Genomic DNA, 15,298 nt, shown 5'->3' on the forward strand with positions numbered 1-15,298 from the left:
GCGTCAGTTGCGGGGCGCCCCGGAGAGCTGCCCGTTCAGCATCGCGCGCATCCGCGCGATTTCCATCCGCTGGTCGGAATCCACCTCCGACGCCATCGAGAACAGCTCCGGCTCCTGCCCCGCCCCGGGCGTGGCGAAGAGCTCGGCCACCATCGCCAGCGCGCCCTCGTGGTGCTGGATCATGTACTCCAGGAACAGCCGGTCGAACTCCGCACCGCTGGCCGCGCGCAGGCGGTCCATCTGCTGGGGCGTCAGCATTCCTGGCATGTGCGCGTGGCCGGCGCCGTGCTGGTGCTCCGCCTGCGCCGCGGGCACCCGCCGCGCGCGCAGCCACCGCTGCATCATGGCGATCTCGTCCTGCTGCGACAGCTCGATGCGCTGCGCCGTCGCCCGGACGTCCTGCCGCGTGCTCCGCGACGGCACCAGGGCCGTCATCTCCAGCGCCTGCGCGTGGTGCGGAATCATCATCTGCAGAAACCGCACGTCCGCCTCGCTGTAGGCGCGCGCCGCCGTTCCCGTCGCGGGCGTGGTTGCCTGCACGGGCACCGCGGGCGGAGCGCTCTGGGGCGGGTCCGCGCTCACCGCCGGCCCGCACGCCGCGAGGATGGCGGCCGCGAGGGGGGCCGCCGTTCTCCGTAGAAGTTTCGACATTCCTTGGTTCCCCTCACTGGCAGTGGACAGCCTGCCGTGAAGATGCAGGGACCGGACCGCGAAGGGCAAGGAAACGCCTCACGCCGCGACGGTGGACGCGAACGTGGGCGGGGGCTCCGGGTATATGGAGAGCGACGAGAACGACTTCGCCTCCTGGTCCGTGCATCCGGAATCGTCCATGCCTGCCGTTTCCACCGGCCCCGATCTCGAATCCCTGCTGGACCTGGTCCGCGGCCGGCGCATCGTGGTGCTGGCCGGGGCGGGATGCAGCACGGAATCCGGCATCCCCGACTATCGCGGGCCAGACGCGCGGCCCCGCGCCCCCGTGCAGTTCCAGGACTTCATGCGCACGGAGGCCGCACGCGTCCGCTACTGGGCGCGCAGCGCGGCCGGGTGGGCCCGCTTCTCGGCCGCGCAGCCCAACGATGCGCACGCTGCCCTGGCCCGGATGGAAGAAGGCGGCGCCGTCCGGGGCATCATCACCCAGAACGTCGACGGGCTGCACGGTGCCGCGGGGAGCCGCAACGTGGTGGAGCTGCACGGCTCGCTGTCGTCCGTGCGGTGCATGGCGTGTGGAGCGGTGGGGCCGCGCGACGACTTCCAGCGGCGGCTGCTGGCGGCGAACCGGGAATGGGCGGGTGAGATGGCCGTCCGCGCGGAGTCGGGCGAGGTGCGCTCGGCGCCGGACGGGGACGCAGACCTGCCCGCGGCGCTCCTGGAAGCGTTCCGCGTGCCCGCGTGCGAGAGATGCGGAGGGGTGATCAAGCCCGACGTGGTGTTCTTCGGCGAGAACGTGCCGGCGGAGCGGGTGGAGCAGGCGTGGAACCTGTTCGGCGAGGCGGAGGTGCTGCTGGTGGCGGGCTCGTCGCTGACGGTGTACTCCGGCCGCCGATTCATCTACCGCGCGCAGCAGGACGGCGTGCCCATCGCCATCGTCAACATCGGCCCCACGCGGGCGGACGAGGTGGCGGCCGTCAAGGTGGAGGGGCGCCTGGGCGACGTGCTGCCCCGGCTGGCGGATGCGCTATTTATTCCCGCGAACTGTGCCGAATAAGCCCGGTGATGGAGAACACCATGAGGGTGGTCGCCAGCCAGCCCACAAGAATATGGACCCATAGAAACAGCCTGAACATCCCGCCGCAATGTGGGTTGAACCATGTAGTCAGCCGCACGTTGCACGCCGACTTGGCATTGGGCAGCCAATAAGTCTCTTGGTGCAGGTCAATGATCGGTAGGAACGCGTCCCCGGCATACACGAGAGCATTGAACTTGGGGTACTCGTAGGGCTCCGCGCGAGCGGCCGTGTACCCTGAATCGAGGAATACCTCCTCGCTCGCCGTGGTCATGACCCGGGCGACCTTGGCCTGCCCGAACCAGAAGGCGGCGAACAATACCCATGCGACGGAGAGTACCCACAGTCGTCGGGTACCGTACCCGTGTTCCACGACGAACCCAATGCCGCGGCGCAGCCGTGACGCCAACTGGTCCGGGCCGGCCATCTCGGTCCGCCTGGATTCCTTCGCGATTGCGATCTGCTTGGCTTCGTCGTCGTTCCCCTCGTTGCGCCGCACCAGGCTCAACTGCTCATACGCGCGTGGATCGAACCTGCCCCTGCCCTGCCGCTCCAGCCACTCGACAGATTCGGGCTTTTCCATCTCGCCCCACAGGAGCTGGATCATGCGGCGAGCGACAGCTTTCACCTTCACCACGCTCTTGCTTATTGCATCGGGAAGTCGACTGTCCCGGTCGGCAACAACCGCCGGTGGTACCTTCGCCGAGGCCTGACCCGAGTCGATGACACCGCTCTCCGGCTCATTGAAGTCCAGCGTGTTGTAAACACATCCGGTCAGCTCCAGCCTCCTCACCCCTGCTGTCGGCCAACTCGTGCTCCCATGCCGCAGGCGCCCTATGCGCGCATGGGAGAGGACCAGCTTTGTGCCCTCGGAGACGTTGGAGTCCACCCACGAGAATTCGCCGCGTACCCGAGCGTTCTCGAGTAGGATGCCTGTGATCCAGCTCTCCTGCAGTGTGAGCTTCCGCACGCGCAGGTTCTGGCCGATCCTCGCGCTACGCAGATCGAAGAGCGCATTCGCATTGACGCCGGAAAGGTCCATCGACCCGCGTATCGCGATCCCCTCGGCATCCAGGCAGCATTTGCCGACCCGGTCCGTGTCAGGCGTAGGCCGGTAAAGGTTCAGGTCCGCCATCTTGCATACGAGGCGCCCCCCCACCCGGGCCCCCTCCAGCACCAGCCGGCCATGGATGGTGCAGTGGCTCAGATAGATGTTCCCGAGTACGCGCACCCGCGATGCGCCCAGCGCTACATGCTCGTCCCGACGCGTAGGATCTTCGTCATCCGGGGGACATTTTTTTGCACCCTTCTCCGTGGGCGGCTGCATTGCTTCTCGTTTTTCCATCACTGCAGGATCCGGGGCGCTCAAACGGGCGCACATGCAATCCAGGTCCAGAGCGATCCTGGCGCCCGGCAGACGTACCCGGCCTCGGCTGTGGAGCGCGCGAAAGAAGACCGTACCTCTCACCGCCACTTGGTCCAAGCTGAGCGCGTCCGCGTATGGATTGGAGAGCTCAGCGTTGCTAAACACCAGGTTTCCGCGGCATTCCGCGTTCAACAGGATGATTTCCCCACGGGTGCGAACCCAGGACATGTAGATAGTCCCGTGCACGCGGAGGAGGTTTCCGATGAACGCGCGTGACCCGGGAGCGTTGAAGCGGGCCCGGTCACAGTTGAGATTGCCGTGGATCGTCGCATTGTAGAACGAGACGTGCCCGCGCGAACGGAAACCGCTCATCTCGACGGCTCCGTACACCAGGATGTCGTCTGCGGCAACGGCGTAGAGGGTGGGTCTGGGCTTCACCGGGCCGGGACTGCCCCCCTTGGACCGGGCCGCCCCGCCGCTGGCGGTTCCATCCTTCGTTCGTGGCGCCTTGTTAACGATGACAGCCCCGTTCATCCGTAGTGTACCGACGATGCAGGCCCGCTCGACGGAGAGCTGCCCTACGATCCGGACGCCGTTGCAGAAGTCCAGGTCTCCTCCCACACGGATGCCGTTCGCCTCGACGGACGAGAACGTACCGCCGGAAAACGTCAGGTGCACGCACTGCAGGTGGTTCAGGATGACCGGCGCAGTGGCCGTCCACCGCTCGAAGGTGAGCGGAAAGCGGATATGGGCGAACGAAAGGTCTAATGGATCCTTGAGCACGACACCGATGAGGACCAGGCGGTTTCCGCGTAGTTCCCGTGTGATCGTGCGGCTCGTGAGCACGCTTTGAAGCAGCACGGCCCGCACACAGCCGTTCACCTGGACCCGGAACTCGCGTCTTTGCTGGGGGGCGAGCGTGCCGCCCGTGAGTGTGGCCAAGTGTGAAAGCAGAAGCTTCTCGGAACCGTTCTCGGGCACCCACTCGGGGATATCCATCCCTCCGTCCATCGCGTTCTGCATGGCGAACCTCCGGCACATGGACGACTCAGAATTGTGCGGCGATCCCAAGCAACTTCGGCTCCAGCTGCTAACCGCCCGCACTGCAATGGTTTACCGACGTTGATCCGACTGGCACACCGGGACGTGGGGCTCGCCCGGTACGGCGCGGAGGTCCCACACTGCCGCAGCGTCTGTACGTCAAGCCGAGGCGAAGGGGCCCGTGGGCAGGCTTCAACACGGGGCGGAGGCTGGTCACGGCATCCGTTCGCTTCACCGGCACGGCCGCGATATGTTTCCGCAGGATGTCCGCCCCACCACATCCGCTGTCGCCGATCACCTCACGCCTCCCACTTTCGCCGCATGACCGCTGAATTCCTGCTCCTCGTCGTGATCGCGCTCCTGGGCGTTTGCGTGGTGCTGCTCGTCGTGCTGCTGCGCAGAAGGACCGAGGGTGACGCGGTGATGCAGCTCGCGGCGCGGCTGGACGGCGTCGACCGGGGCCAGGAGCGGACCGAGCGCGCGCTGCGCGACGAGATCGGCCGGTCTCGGGAAGAGGCCGGGAGCGAGTCGGCCCGGCTTCGCGGCGAGGTGACGTCCATTATGACCACGCTCACCGCATCCACCGGCGAGCAGATGGAAAAGCTGCGCGTTTCCGTCGAAGCGAAGCTGGACCAGATCCGCGCGGACAACGCCGCCAAGCTGGAGCAGGTGCGGCAGACGGTGGACGAGAAGCTACAGGGCGTGCTGGAGCAGCGGCTGGGCGAAAGCTTTCGCCTGGTGAGCGACCGTCTGGAGCAGGTGCACAAGGGGCTGGGCGAGATGCAGACGCTGGCGAGCGGCGTCGGCGACCTGAAGAAGGTGCTGTCGAACGTCAAGGTGCGCGGCAATTGGGGCGAGGTGCAGCTGGCCGGCCTGCTGGAGCAGGTGCTGACCCCCGAGCAGTACGTGGCGAACGCCGCCACCAACGAGTTCACCGGCCACCGCGTGGAGTTCGCCATCCGCCTCCCCGGCCAGGAGCACGGCGAGGTGCTTCTTCCCGTCGACGCCAAGTTTCCGCTCGAAGACTACCAGCGGCTCGTGGACGCGCAGGAGGCCGGCGACCTCGCGGCGATGGACGCCGCCTCGCGCGCGCTGGAGGAGCGCATCCGGGGCTGCGCGCGGGACATCTGCATGAAGTACCTGAACCCGCCGCGGACCACCGACTTCGGGATCATGTTCCTTCCCACCGAGGGGCTGTACGCCGAGGTGGTGCGCCGCCCGGGGCTGACGGACGCCATCCAGCGCGAGTGGCGGGTGGTGGTAGCCGGCCCCACCACGCTGTGGGCCGTGCTGAACAGCCTGCAGATGGGCTTCCGCACGCTGGCCATCCAGAAGCGCTCGGGCGAGGTGTGGGGCGTGCTGGGCGCCGTGAAGACGGAGTTCGGAAAGTTCGGCGGCGTGCTGGAGAAGGTGCAGAAGAAGCTGCAGGAGGCCAGCAACACCATGCACGATGCCGGCGTGCGCACCCGCGCCATCGAACGGAGGCTGCGCGACGTGCAGGAGCTGCCCGCGCCCGAGGCCGGACGCGTGCTGCTGGGCGACACGCTCGTGATCGCCGGTGTGCCGCACGCCACGGCGGAGGATGGATCCACGGAAACCGACGCAACCCTCGCCTGACGATCACCCGCCCATGTTCACGACGCAGCGAGAGCTTCACGAGCGGCTGACCGCCGACATGGCCGCCAACCACGAGCGGATCGCCACCCTGTGCCGTCCCTTGGACGCGCGGCAGCTGGAGCATCGCCCGGCGGAGGGCTCGTGGAGCGTCGGCGAGGTGCTGGAGCACCTGCTGGTGGCGAACGAGCTGTTCCTCGCGCCGGTGGCGGCGCTGGTGCAGGCGGCGCCGCGCGACCCCGCCGCGCCCTCCCGCCCGTGGCGGCCCACGCGGCTGGGCGCGTTCTTCATCCGCACGGTCGAGCGAGGGAAGCCGCTCGCGGCGCCCAAGGCGCTCCGTCCGCAGACGCCACGGCCCGACGTGCTGGAAAGCTACCTGGCGTTCGACGCGCGGTTCGCGTCCGTGCTCGCCGACGCGGCGGACCGCGACTGGAACAAGCTTCGGTTCGCCCCGCCGCTCGCGCGGTGGGTGCCGCTGCGCTTCAACGTCGGCGATGGATTCCGCTTCCACGCCGGCCACGTGCGCCGGCACCTGGCCCAGATCGAGCGAGCCGTCGCCCACCTCTGAGCCCTGGCACTATCGCGATCCGGCGAACGGCAGGTACAATGTGGGCCAGGCACCTGCGGCGGCACGGAGCGCTCGTGAAGCCACGAGCCGCTGTCCGCCCCCTCCATCGCGCGACCGATGACACGCATCCGAATCCTCCTGCCGGCGCTGCTGGCTTTCGGGCTGGCCGCCCCCGCCGCGCACGCGCAGCAGCCGCGCTTTACCCGCGCGGACACGCTGCGCGGGTCCATCGGCCCGGCGCGGGAGTGGTGGGACGTGGCCTTCTACGACCTGAACGTGGCCGTGAGCCCGGCCGACAGCAGCGTGCGCGGGTTCAACCGCATCACCTACCGGGTGCTGCGCCCCGCGCGCGAGATGCAGATCGACCTGCAGCGGCTGGAGGTCGACAGCATCGTACAGGACGGCCGGCGGCTGCGGTACCGGCGCGAGGGCGACGCGCTGTTCGTGGCGCTGCAGGCGCCCCAGGCGGCGAACGCCCGCAAGACCGTGACGGTGCACTACCACGGCCGGCCGCGGGTGGCGGCGCGCGCGCCCTGGGACGGCGGGTTCGTGTGGGCGCGCGACCCCGCCGGCGAGCCGTTCATCGCCACGGCCGTGCAGGGGCTGGGCGCCAGCGCCTGGTGGCCCAACAAGGACACCCAGGCGGACGAGCCGGACAGCATGCGCATCGCCGTCACGGTGCCGCGGGGGATGACGAACGTGAGCAATGGCCGGCTGCGCGACTCCGTTCAGAACGCGGACGGCACCACCACGTTCACGTGGTTCGTCGGCAGCCCCATCAACAACTACGGCGTGGCGGTGAACGCCGGGCGCTATGCCCACTTCCAGGACGTCTTCCAGGGCGAGAAGGGGCCGCTGACGCTGGACTTCTGGCCCCTGGCCATTCATGAGCAGGCGGCACGCCGTCAGTGGGGGCGCGACGTGAAGCCCATGCTGCAGTGCTTCGAGCACTGGTTCGGCCCCTATCCATGGTACGAGGACGGCTTCAAGCTGGTGGAGACGCCGCACCTGGGGATGGAGCACCAGAGCGCGGTGGCGTACGGCAACGGATACCGCGACGGGTACCGCGGCCAGGACCTCTCCGACACGGGGCGCGGGCTCGGGTGGGACTTCATCGTGGTGCACGAGTCGGGTCACGAGTGGTTCGGCAACCACATCACCACCCGCGACCTTGCCGACATGTGGGTGCACGAGGGCTTCACCAACTACAGCGAGTCGCTGTTCGTGGAGTGCCGGCAGGGCAAGGAGGCGGGCGCGGAGTACGTGATCGGCGTGCGCGCGCACGTGCAGAACGACGCCCCGATCGTGGCCCCGTACGGCGTGAACGCGAAGGGGTCGGGCGACATGTACTACAAGGCCGGCAACATGCTGCACACCATCCGCCAACTCGTGGACGACGACGAGCGGTGGCGCGGCATCCTGCGGGGCTTGAACGAGACCTTCGGCCGCCGGACGGTCACGGGCACCCAGGTCACGGAGTACATTTCGCGCCAGGCGGGCATGGACCTGAGCCGCGTCTTCCAGCAGTACCTCACCACCACCGAGATCCCGGAACTGGAGTACCGCATCCAGGGGAACCGGCTCTCGTTCCGCTGGAGCCGCGTGGTGCCCGGCTTCGACATGCCCGTGCGGGTCACGCTGGCGCCGGGCCAGTACGCGCGCATCCGCCCCACGACGAGCTGGCGGACGACGGACCTGCGCGGCGTGACGGCGGCGGACTTCCGGGTAGATCCGAACTTCTACGTCACCGCGCGCAACGCCGACGCGCCCGCGACGCCCTAGGCGGCCCGAGCCCCGTCGAGCCGCCACGCACACCGGCCGCCGCGGGAGCACACGCCCGCGGCGGCCGCACCGTTTTCGACCATGGACCGCGTCGACTCACGCGGCCGGCCGGGAGCCGACCGGTCTGGCCTAGGCTGCTCTTCTCGCCCGTGGAGAAGCCACTCGCCGCACCCAAGGCGCTCCGGCCGCAGACGCCCCGGCCGGACGTGCTGGAAAGCTACCTGGCACCTGGCTCAGATCGAGTGCGCCGTCGTCGCACGCTGAATTCCGGGCGCCGGCTGGTGCACCGGCTTCGATCAGCACCTCCCCAGCGCATCGACGGGACAGCGCAGGGACGGCGTAGGCCCGTACCCCGGGATCGGGTCCCCGAATCCGCCACGCGATGTTTCCCAGTTGATGGGGAGCACCACCCACACCCTGACAGGTGCCCCGTCGATCTTTCCCGGTCTGAACCGCAGGACCTGAATCGCACGCAGGGCGGCCTCGTTGAACTGGACCATCGAGGAGCGGATGACGGTTGGGTGGGAGATACTGCCATCCATTTCCACCAGGAATCGAACGTGTACGGTGCCCGTGAATCCCGCGTCCCTCAGGTGCAGCGGATACTCACGCTCCAGCGCCCGCGCGACCACGTCCCGGTTGATAATTCGAGGCATCTCCTCCACCTCACGCAATCCATAGGCGGCGGTGGAATCCGATTCGGGAGCGTCCACGAGCCTGGGGCCAGGCTCCCAGTTGATTGGCAGTTCCAGCCTGACGCCTACCGCGCGCCCGTCTACCTGGGCGGGAGAAAAGCGGAGGAGCGACATCATGGCGATGGACGGCGCGTCGAAGGCCGTGTCCGTGGAGCTCACCAACCGCATGTCGCGCGGCTGCCCATCGGTTCCCACGACCATCCCCACCACCACGGCCCCTCCGATGCCCGCTTCTTCCAGGTGTGGCGGGTAGGTCGTCCGCAGGGCCGCCGCCAGTTCTGGCGAGTTCAGCGGTACCGGACGTACCTGCACCTGGTCCAGGTCGTACACGGTCTCCCGTGCACCCGCGGGAGCCTGCCCCGTCAGCGGGATCGTGGCGGCGCACATCGCGATCGGAAGCGCGAGACGGAAAATCAAGTTGGGCATCGGCACAGACGTGAAGTAAAGGCTCGATCAGCGCGTACGCACCTGCATACGGAGGCGCCGCAGCGTGGTTTCACAAAAAACCATCGAGGATCCGCCACGTGCCTTCCGACGCCGACGAAAGCACGGGTGCAGGCGACGTGTGGTGAAGGGGCAGCGGCGGGCCGGGGGCAAGGCCCAGCGGGCTACGGCCCGCGCGGCGCTGGGCGTGTCGGCCGGTCCGATCTGGGCGCCCCCGGCTCTTCCCACTGGAACGGGAGTTCCACCCATACCGCCACCCGCTTCCTGCCGATGGTAGCTGGGGTGAACCGCAGGACTCGGGCTAGCGCCAGCGAAGCCTCGTTGAACCGCGCGTCCGTCGAGTGCGTCACGAACGCGGCCGAAACCCTGCCGTTGTCCGCGAGCCGCATTCGCACCTGCACGCTGCCGATCACGCCGCTTCGCCGCAGCTCTCGCGGGTACGAGCGAACCATCTCGGCCCGGATCGCGTCGCGGTTCAGGGGCCGCGGCACTTCCGTGACCTCACTCAACTCGTAGGCGCCCGTGGAATCCGGTCCGGGCGTATCACGCGGACGCTCCAATCGCCAGTCGATGGTCAGTTCCAGCCGCACCCGTACGTTGCGCCCGGACACCCGCGCGGGCGAAAAGCGAAGCAGAGAAGCAATCGCCATCGTGGGCGCATCGAACGCGGTGTCACCGGAGCTGACCAGCTGCAGGTCGCGCGGCCGGCCATCGGTGCCCACGGTCATCGCGACCAGCACGCTGCCGTTCATTCCGGCGTCCTTCAGGCGCGGCGGGTACGAAGCTTCCTGCGCGGCCTCCAACTCCGCCGCGTTCAGCAGCGCGGGCGCTACATCTACCTCGGCCAGTTCGTACACGCTGTCGCGCGCGGGTGCCGGCTCCTGCGCAGCGAGCGGCGAAGCGGCGGTGCATACGCCGGCCACGAGGGCGCATCGAACAAGAAAGCCGATCATGGGACGTGAATGAGGGCGGAAGTGAAAGATAAGCGTCATGGGCACGGTACGAAGATCTTGATGATCGTACGAGCCGCCGTGGCTCGCAGGTTCACCAGCCGACTCCACTCAGCACCTCTCCGGCGCATCGTTGGCACAGCGCGGCGCCAGCTGACCGCCGTACAGCCCGCTCGGGGCCGACACTTCGGGTCGCGTTTGCCACTGGATGGGGAGAACCACCCACACCCTGACCGGTTTCCGGTCGATCTTTCCCGGCGCAAACCGCAGTACCTGAATCGCACGCAGGGCAGCCTCGTTGAAGTGGGGGTGCGAGGAGCGGACGATGGCCGACTGGGAGATACTGCCGTCCAGTTCCACCCGGAATCGGACCTCTACAGTGCCCGTAGTCCCCGCATCCCTCAGGTGCGGCGGATACTCACGCACCAGCGCCGCGCTCATCACCGCCCGGTTTATGATTCGAGGCATCTCATCCAACTCGCGCAGTTCATAGCCGGCGGTGGAATCCGGTACGGGCTCGTCCACGGGCTTGGGCCCGGGCTCCCAGGTGATCGGCATGGCTACCCTGACGCCCACCGCGCGCCCGTCTACCTGGGCGGGAGAAAAGCGGAGGAGCGGCAGCATGGCGAGCGTCGGCGCGTCGAAGGCCGTATCCGTGGTGCTGACCACTCGCGGGTCGCGCGGCTGCCCATCGGCGCCGATGACCATCGACACCACCACGATCCCTCCGATCCCCGCCTCTTTCAGGTGCGGCGGGTAGGTCGTCCGCAGGACCGGCGCTAGTTCTGGATTGTGCAGCGCCACCGGACGCACCTGCACCTGTTCCAGGTCGTACACGGTATCCGGTACCGCCGCCGGGGCCTGGGCCGTCAGGGGGATCGTGGCGGCGCACACCGCGATCGGGAGCGCGATACGGAGAATGAAGCTGGACATCGGCACACAGTTCTAGATGGAAAGGCTCAATCGGCCCGAACGCACCTGCATACGTTAGGGGCCGTTGCGTAGTTTCATCAAGGGCCCGTCGGAGATCCCCCACGTGCCGTTCCCACACCAGGAGGCAGTGATCGAGGGCCCAGGCGACGTGTGGAACGCGAACGGGCGCGGAGCTCTCGGCTCCGCGCCCGTCCCCGTTGATACCTCCATGCAGGTTTGCGGAGGGCGCGTTCAGCGCGACCAGGTGATCGGGATGGCGACCCACACGGCGACTGCGCCGCGTCCCTCCACCTGCGCGGGATAGAACCGCATCTCGGACGCCAGCTGCAGGGACGGCTGCACGAAGACCGGATCGGAAGCGCGGATCATGGTTACGTCGGTGACGGTTCCCTCTGCCGTGATCTGCAGCCGCACCCACACTTCCCCCTGCCGCGGAGCACCGCGGGGATGGAGTTCGCGCATCCGCTGCGCGATCCGGCCTCCATTGCGCAACTCGGGCTGCGTCTCGGCGACGGGCTCGCGATCCGCCGGGGCAGTCGCGGCGCCGGCAGCGGGCGGCGGAGGCGGCGAATCCGGCGCGACGCTCCAGTTCACCGGAAACACGGCGCGTACGGCCACGGGCTTGTCGCCCAGGCTCGCGGGCAGAAACCGGAGCATGCCGAGCGCGGCTACCGTCGGGGCGCTGAACGCGGTGTCGGTGGTGCTGAGCACCGTCACGTCGCGGGGCACGCCGTCGGCGCCAATCACGAGCCGTACGTGAACCGTTCCCGGCGTTCCGGCAGCCCGCAGGTGCGGCGGATACGCGGCGTCCAGCGCGGCGAGGAGATCATCGCCGTTCAGCGCCGATGGCTGCATCTGCACGTCAGCCAACTCGTAAACGCGTGCCGTGTCGGCGGCGGCGGGCGTGGAGTGCTGGGCAGCGGCCGGCGAGGCTGCGGCGACGAGGAATAGCACCAAAATGCGGGCGAGCATGGGATCGACGAGCGAGGTGACGGGGAACGGCAGATGTTTCGTGAAAATACCACGTAGCCGCGCAAATGGGAACTCGGCGGGACTCTCGCCTGGATTGGAACGACGACGATGTCGCACCCGCGGCATAACCCGACCAGTCTGCCGCTCCGAAACGGACCTTCTTGCTGCTGGGGAGCGCGGAGAGTACGATTCGGAAACCGCCGCCGGCACCCTCCCCCGCCCTGCCCTCATGGACGCACGCGAACGGCTGCTCGTCGACGACCTGCTGATGCGCCGGGTGGACGAGGTGAGCTACCTCGTGGCCGCAAACGCGGCGCTCTATCGGCCCATCGTCCGCCTCTTCCACCAGCGCTACGAATCCGGCGAAACGGGATGGTTGTGGCCGGGTGAGGTGGCCGCGTTCATCCGCCAGCACCATCCGCACTACCCGGCGTACGCGGACGAGGAGTGCGAGGGCCATCTCAAGCAGCTGGAGGCGTGGGGCGTGCTCGCGTCGGAGCACGACGTCAACCAGGCGCGCACCATCGAGGAATTCGTGCGTGCGGCGCGGCGGTACCAGATCACCGAGACGGCCCGGGTGATCGAAGAAATGCTCATTCGGCTGGGCAGCCACGACGGCTCACGCGGCTCGCTGGACACCACGCGCCTCACCCGGCTGCGCGACGCGCTCATCGAACTGGGCCGCGTGCTGGCGGAGCTGGACCCCGCACACGCGCCGCACGAGGCGCTCCGGCAGGTGGAGGGACTGTGGAACGCGGCCGACGACGCGCGCCGCGAGTTGCGCGAGCAGGCCCTGCGCTACATGCGCGAGCTGGAGCACGACCGCATGCCCACGGCGGCGGACCTCGTGGTGTTCCTGCAGTACAAGCGGATGCTGCGCGACTACCTGGACGAGTTCGCGCTGGGGCTCAAGGACTTCGTGGAGCGCACCCGCGACCTGTTCGACGACTGGGCGGTGGCCGGGCTCGACGCGCGCCTGGCCTCCGCGCTCGCCCGCAACGAGCGCGAGCGGAAAGGCGACCTGCGGGCGGAGGAGGAAGTCGTCGCCGGTTTTGCGGGGCAGATCCGCTCTCTCCGTGGCTTCAGCGCGCGCGGCGGCGACGCGGAGATCCTCCACGCCAGAACCACCGCCCGCGTCCGCGCCCTGGTGGAGCAGATCGAACGCGTGGTCACCGAGCGGCGCAATGCCCTGAACCGCTCGCGCGACCTGCGGCTCCTGGCCCAGGCCTTTCGCCGCGCGGGCAGCGACGACGACGCACACCGCTTGGCCGCGGCGGCGTTCGGCTGGGGCACGCCCCGCCACATGCGCGCCTACAGCGCCGACGCGGTGCGGGACCTGGACGCGGAAGCCTCCGTCTGGCTGCAGCCGCCGTGGGACGTGGAGCTGCATCCCCGCGTGCGCGGCAACCCCAACTTCCGCGCGGTCACGCCCATGCAGGACCGCAGCGTGGAGCGCGCGGAACTGCGCGCCCGGGTGCTGGAGCAGAAGCGGGCGGAGGAACGCTTCTGGGATTCCGTCTTCCACGATGGAGAGCTGGTGCTGGACGGGCTGACGCTGCGCTCCGGCGCCGACCGCTCGCGCGTGGTGCGCCTGGTGCGCGACTGCCTGCGCTCGCCAGACCGCCACGTGCGGCTGACGGATGGTTCGCGCGTGGAAATCCTCCCTCCCGAGGATCTGCGGTCGATCGCCGAGATCGTCGCGCCGGACGGTCTTCTCTACCTTCGCGCGTTCCGGCTGCGCCGCACCGAGGCCGCGCGATGATCACTAGCGATGTCGCGCGCGCTGCCGAGTTCCGCATTTGCGCCGAGGCGCTCATCGATCGGCCCATCGTCACCGCCGCGGACGACCGGCCCCTGCTGGACCGGATCCGCCGCCATCAGCCCGCGCTCCAGTCCACCTTCGGACGGCTGACCGGCTGGCGCGTGCAGGCGCACCCGGAATTCGCGCGGCTGGTCAAGACGCCAGCCAGGGCCGAAGCGTCGCACGGGCTGGCGTGGGCGCGGGGACGGACGGACTACGCGCTGCTCACGTGGGTGCTGTGGTACGGCGAACACACGGGTGGCCGCAGGTTCACCGTGTCGCAGATCGCCGAAGAGATCAAGCTGCGCAGCACGGCGCCGGGCGATCCCGGGCTGGACTGGGCATCGCGCGACCAGCGGCTGGCGGCGCGGCGCGTGTTCCGCGGGCTGGAGGAATTGGGCGTACTGCGGCTGCAGGACGGCAGCGTCGACGAGTGGGCGGACGAAAACGGCAAGCGCGACGCGCTGTACGCCTGGGGCGACGCCGCATGGCGCCTGCACGTGGGCATCCCCGCGTCGGAGCTGGAGAGGCTGGCGGAGGGCCGGCCGGCCGCCGCGTCCCCCGCCCCGCCTGACGGCACGGACGAGCTCCGTCTTTATCGCACGCTGCTCCTGAACCCCGCCCTCTTCCGCCGCGACGATCCCGCCGCGTTCCGGCTGCTGGACGCGAAGGAAAGCCTCGCCCGGGTGATCCACAACCTCAAGTACCTGACGAACTGGGAGCTGGAGGTGACGCCGGAATACGCGCGCGTGCTGCGCCCGGCCCGCTCCGACGATGCGGTGCAGACGCCCATTCCGGTCACCTCAGGCCTGGCGCACGCCGTCCTCTGCTTCTGCGGGCTGCTGCGCGAGCGGCAGCAGGCGGGCCGGCTGGTCTCAGCGGGGAACGAAGCCTTTCTGATCGATGAGAGCCGCATCTGGCAGGATCTCGATGAATTGCAGAAGCGGTTCGGCGCCAAGTGGGGAAAGACCATGCAGCAGCAGAAGGTGAGCGCGCTGGCGGACGACGTGGTCGCCGAGATGAAGGCGTGGGGGCTGATGCGCGATACGGAGGAGCCCAGCCAGTACCTGGTGCTCCCCACCGCCGGGCGCCTGGCCGCGCACTATGCCGGCGAGGCGGTTTCGGACGACGAGGCGGAGGATCGATGACGAACCTCGATCCAGCACAAGCGGCGTTCACGCCCAAGCAGGGGCAGTACCTGACGTTCATCTACTACTACGCCAAGCTGAACCGCGTGCCGCCGGCCGAGGCGGATTTCGTTCGCTACTTCGGCGTAAGCGCGCCGACCGTCCACCAGATGATCCTCAAGCTGGAGTCGGCGAAGTTGATCTCGCGCATTCCCGGCCAGTCGCGTTCGATCCGATTGGGCGTTCCTCGCGACCAGCTTCCGGACCTCGAATAGCCCTGAA

General features: G+C 68.7%; 13 protein-coding genes. 7 read left to right on the forward strand and 6 right to left on the reverse strand.

Features of this window, described 5'->3' with window-relative positions:
* Window positions 1–3: 3 nt before the first annotated feature.
* On the reverse strand, window positions 4–651 hold the full coding sequence (locus VF632_RS09415; RefSeq protein ID WP_331022623.1) for a DUF305 domain-containing protein: 648 nt from the start codon (window positions 649–651) through the stop codon (window positions 4–6).
* A 178-nt stretch (window positions 652–829) separates the two neighbouring features.
* On the opposite strand from VF632_RS09415, the gene VF632_RS09420 reads away from it, so the two are divergent.
* Window positions 830–1,705, forward strand: a complete 876-nt coding sequence (locus VF632_RS09420; RefSeq protein ID WP_331022624.1) for an NAD-dependent protein deacetylase — start codon at window positions 830–832, stop codon at window positions 1,703–1,705.
* On the opposite strand, the gene VF632_RS09425 is transcribed toward VF632_RS09420, so the two are convergent.
* Window positions 1,680–4,112 (reverse strand): hypothetical protein, encoded by a 2,433-nt coding sequence (locus VF632_RS09425; RefSeq protein WP_331022625.1) that lies wholly within the window; start codon window positions 4,110–4,112, stop codon window positions 1,680–1,682. The two genes, VF632_RS09420 and VF632_RS09425, sit on opposite strands and share 26 nt — an antisense overlap.
* 339 nt (window positions 4,113–4,451) lie before the next feature.
* Here VF632_RS09425 and VF632_RS09430 point away from each other — a divergent pair, with 339 nt between their 5' ends.
* From VF632_RS09430 to VF632_RS09440, 3 genes are all read left to right on the forward strand, one after another.
* The gene (locus VF632_RS09430) at window positions 4,452–5,747 is read left to right on the forward strand and encodes a DNA recombination protein RmuC (RefSeq protein WP_331022626.1); all 1,296 of its coding nucleotides are present in this window, start codon (window positions 4,452–4,454) and stop codon (window positions 5,745–5,747) included.
* A 13-nt stretch (window positions 5,748–5,760) separates the two neighbouring features.
* On the forward strand, window positions 5,761–6,312 hold the full coding sequence (locus tag VF632_RS09435) for a DinB family protein (RefSeq protein WP_331022627.1): 552 nt from the start codon (window positions 5,761–5,763) through the stop codon (window positions 6,310–6,312).
* 117 nt (window positions 6,313–6,429) lie between these two features.
* Window positions 6,430–8,094, forward strand: coding sequence for a M1 family metallopeptidase (locus VF632_RS09440; protein WP_331022628.1), 1,665 nt, complete (start codon window positions 6,430–6,432; stop codon window positions 8,092–8,094).
* A gap of 296 nt (window positions 8,095–8,390) precedes the next feature.
* Here VF632_RS09440 and VF632_RS09445 read toward each other — a convergent pair whose 3' ends face one another.
* The 4 genes from VF632_RS09445 to VF632_RS09460 form a co-directional block, all read right to left on the reverse strand.
* A complete protein-coding gene (locus tag VF632_RS09445) occupies window positions 8,391–9,215 on the reverse strand; it encodes an energy transducer TonB (protein WP_331022629.1) in 825 nt (274 codons plus the stop codon).
* 182 nt (window positions 9,216–9,397) lie between these two features.
* Window positions 9,398–10,186 carry a TonB family protein gene (locus tag VF632_RS09450; protein ID WP_331022630.1) on the reverse strand — a complete coding sequence of 263 codons (789 nt, stop codon included), beginning with the start codon at window positions 10,184–10,186 and terminating at the stop codon, window positions 9,398–9,400.
* A gap of 108 nt (window positions 10,187–10,294) precedes the next feature.
* Window positions 10,295–11,116, reverse strand: coding sequence for an energy transducer TonB (locus tag VF632_RS09455; RefSeq protein ID WP_331022631.1), 822 nt, complete (start codon window positions 11,114–11,116; stop codon window positions 10,295–10,297).
* Window positions 11,117–11,347: 231 nt separating this feature from the next.
* Complete coding sequence (locus tag VF632_RS09460) at window positions 11,348–12,088, reverse strand: TonB family protein (protein WP_331022632.1); 741 nt, start codon at window positions 12,086–12,088, stop codon at window positions 11,348–11,350.
* Window positions 12,089–12,317: 229 nt separating this feature from the next.
* Here VF632_RS09460 and VF632_RS09465 point away from each other — a divergent pair, with 229 nt between their 5' ends.
* From VF632_RS09465 to VF632_RS09475, 3 genes are read left to right on the forward strand one after another with little or no spacing between them, the layout of a single operon-like run.
* Window positions 12,318–13,850 (forward strand): TIGR02677 family protein, encoded by a 1,533-nt coding sequence (locus VF632_RS09465; RefSeq protein WP_331022633.1) that lies wholly within the window; start codon window positions 12,318–12,320, stop codon window positions 13,848–13,850.
* On the forward strand, window positions 13,847–15,037 hold the full coding sequence (locus VF632_RS09470) for a TIGR02678 family protein (protein WP_331022634.1): 1,191 nt from the start codon (window positions 13,847–13,849) through the stop codon (window positions 15,035–15,037). Before VF632_RS09465 ends, VF632_RS09470 begins: the two co-directional genes overlap by 4 nt.
* Window positions 15,034–15,291 carry a helix-turn-helix domain-containing protein gene (locus VF632_RS09475; RefSeq protein ID WP_331022635.1) on the forward strand — a complete coding sequence of 86 codons (258 nt, stop codon included), beginning with the start codon at window positions 15,034–15,036 and terminating at the stop codon, window positions 15,289–15,291. Before VF632_RS09470 ends, VF632_RS09475 begins: the two co-directional genes overlap by 4 nt.
* Window positions 15,292–15,298 lie beyond the last annotated feature (7 nt).

This window comes from Longimicrobium sp. (assembly GCF_036388275.1).
Taxonomy (GTDB): Bacteria; Gemmatimonadota; Gemmatimonadetes; order Longimicrobiales; family Longimicrobiaceae; genus Longimicrobium.

What these genes read in the sequence shown, in the direction of transcription:
- VF632_RS09415 (WP_331022623.1), bottom strand. Translation starts at nt 651, where the DNA reads ATGTCGAAACTTCTACGGAGAACGGCGGCCCCCCTCGCGGCCGCCATC.
- VF632_RS09420 (WP_331022624.1), top strand. Translation starts at nt 830, where the DNA reads ATGCCTGCCGTTTCCACCGGCCCCGATCTCGAATCCCTGCTGGACCTG.
- VF632_RS09425 (WP_331022625.1), bottom strand. Translation starts at nt 4,112, where the DNA reads ATGCAGAACGCGATGGACGGAGGGATGGATATCCCCGAGTGGGTGCCC.
- VF632_RS09430 (WP_331022626.1), top strand. Translation starts at nt 4,452, where the DNA reads ATGACCGCTGAATTCCTGCTCCTCGTCGTGATCGCGCTCCTGGGCGTT.
- VF632_RS09435 (WP_331022627.1), top strand. Translation starts at nt 5,761, where the DNA reads ATGTTCACGACGCAGCGAGAGCTTCACGAGCGGCTGACCGCCGACATG.
- VF632_RS09440 (WP_331022628.1), top strand. Translation starts at nt 6,430, where the DNA reads ATGACACGCATCCGAATCCTCCTGCCGGCGCTGCTGGCTTTCGGGCTG.
- VF632_RS09445 (WP_331022629.1), bottom strand. Translation starts at nt 9,215, where the DNA reads ATGCCCAACTTGATTTTCCGTCTCGCGCTTCCGATCGCGATGTGCGCC.
- VF632_RS09450 (WP_331022630.1), bottom strand. Translation starts at nt 10,186, where the DNA reads ATGATCGGCTTTCTTGTTCGATGCGCCCTCGTGGCCGGCGTATGCACC.
- VF632_RS09455 (WP_331022631.1), bottom strand. Translation starts at nt 11,116, where the DNA reads ATGTCCAGCTTCATTCTCCGTATCGCGCTCCCGATCGCGGTGTGCGCC.
- VF632_RS09460 (WP_331022632.1), bottom strand. Translation starts at nt 12,088, where the DNA reads ATGCTCGCCCGCATTTTGGTGCTATTCCTCGTCGCCGCAGCCTCGCCG.
- VF632_RS09465 (WP_331022633.1), top strand. Translation starts at nt 12,318, where the DNA reads ATGGACGCACGCGAACGGCTGCTCGTCGACGACCTGCTGATGCGCCGG.
- VF632_RS09470 (WP_331022634.1), top strand. Translation starts at nt 13,847, where the DNA reads ATGATCACTAGCGATGTCGCGCGCGCTGCCGAGTTCCGCATTTGCGCC.
- VF632_RS09475 (WP_331022635.1), top strand. Translation starts at nt 15,034, where the DNA reads ATGACGAACCTCGATCCAGCACAAGCGGCGTTCACGCCCAAGCAGGGG.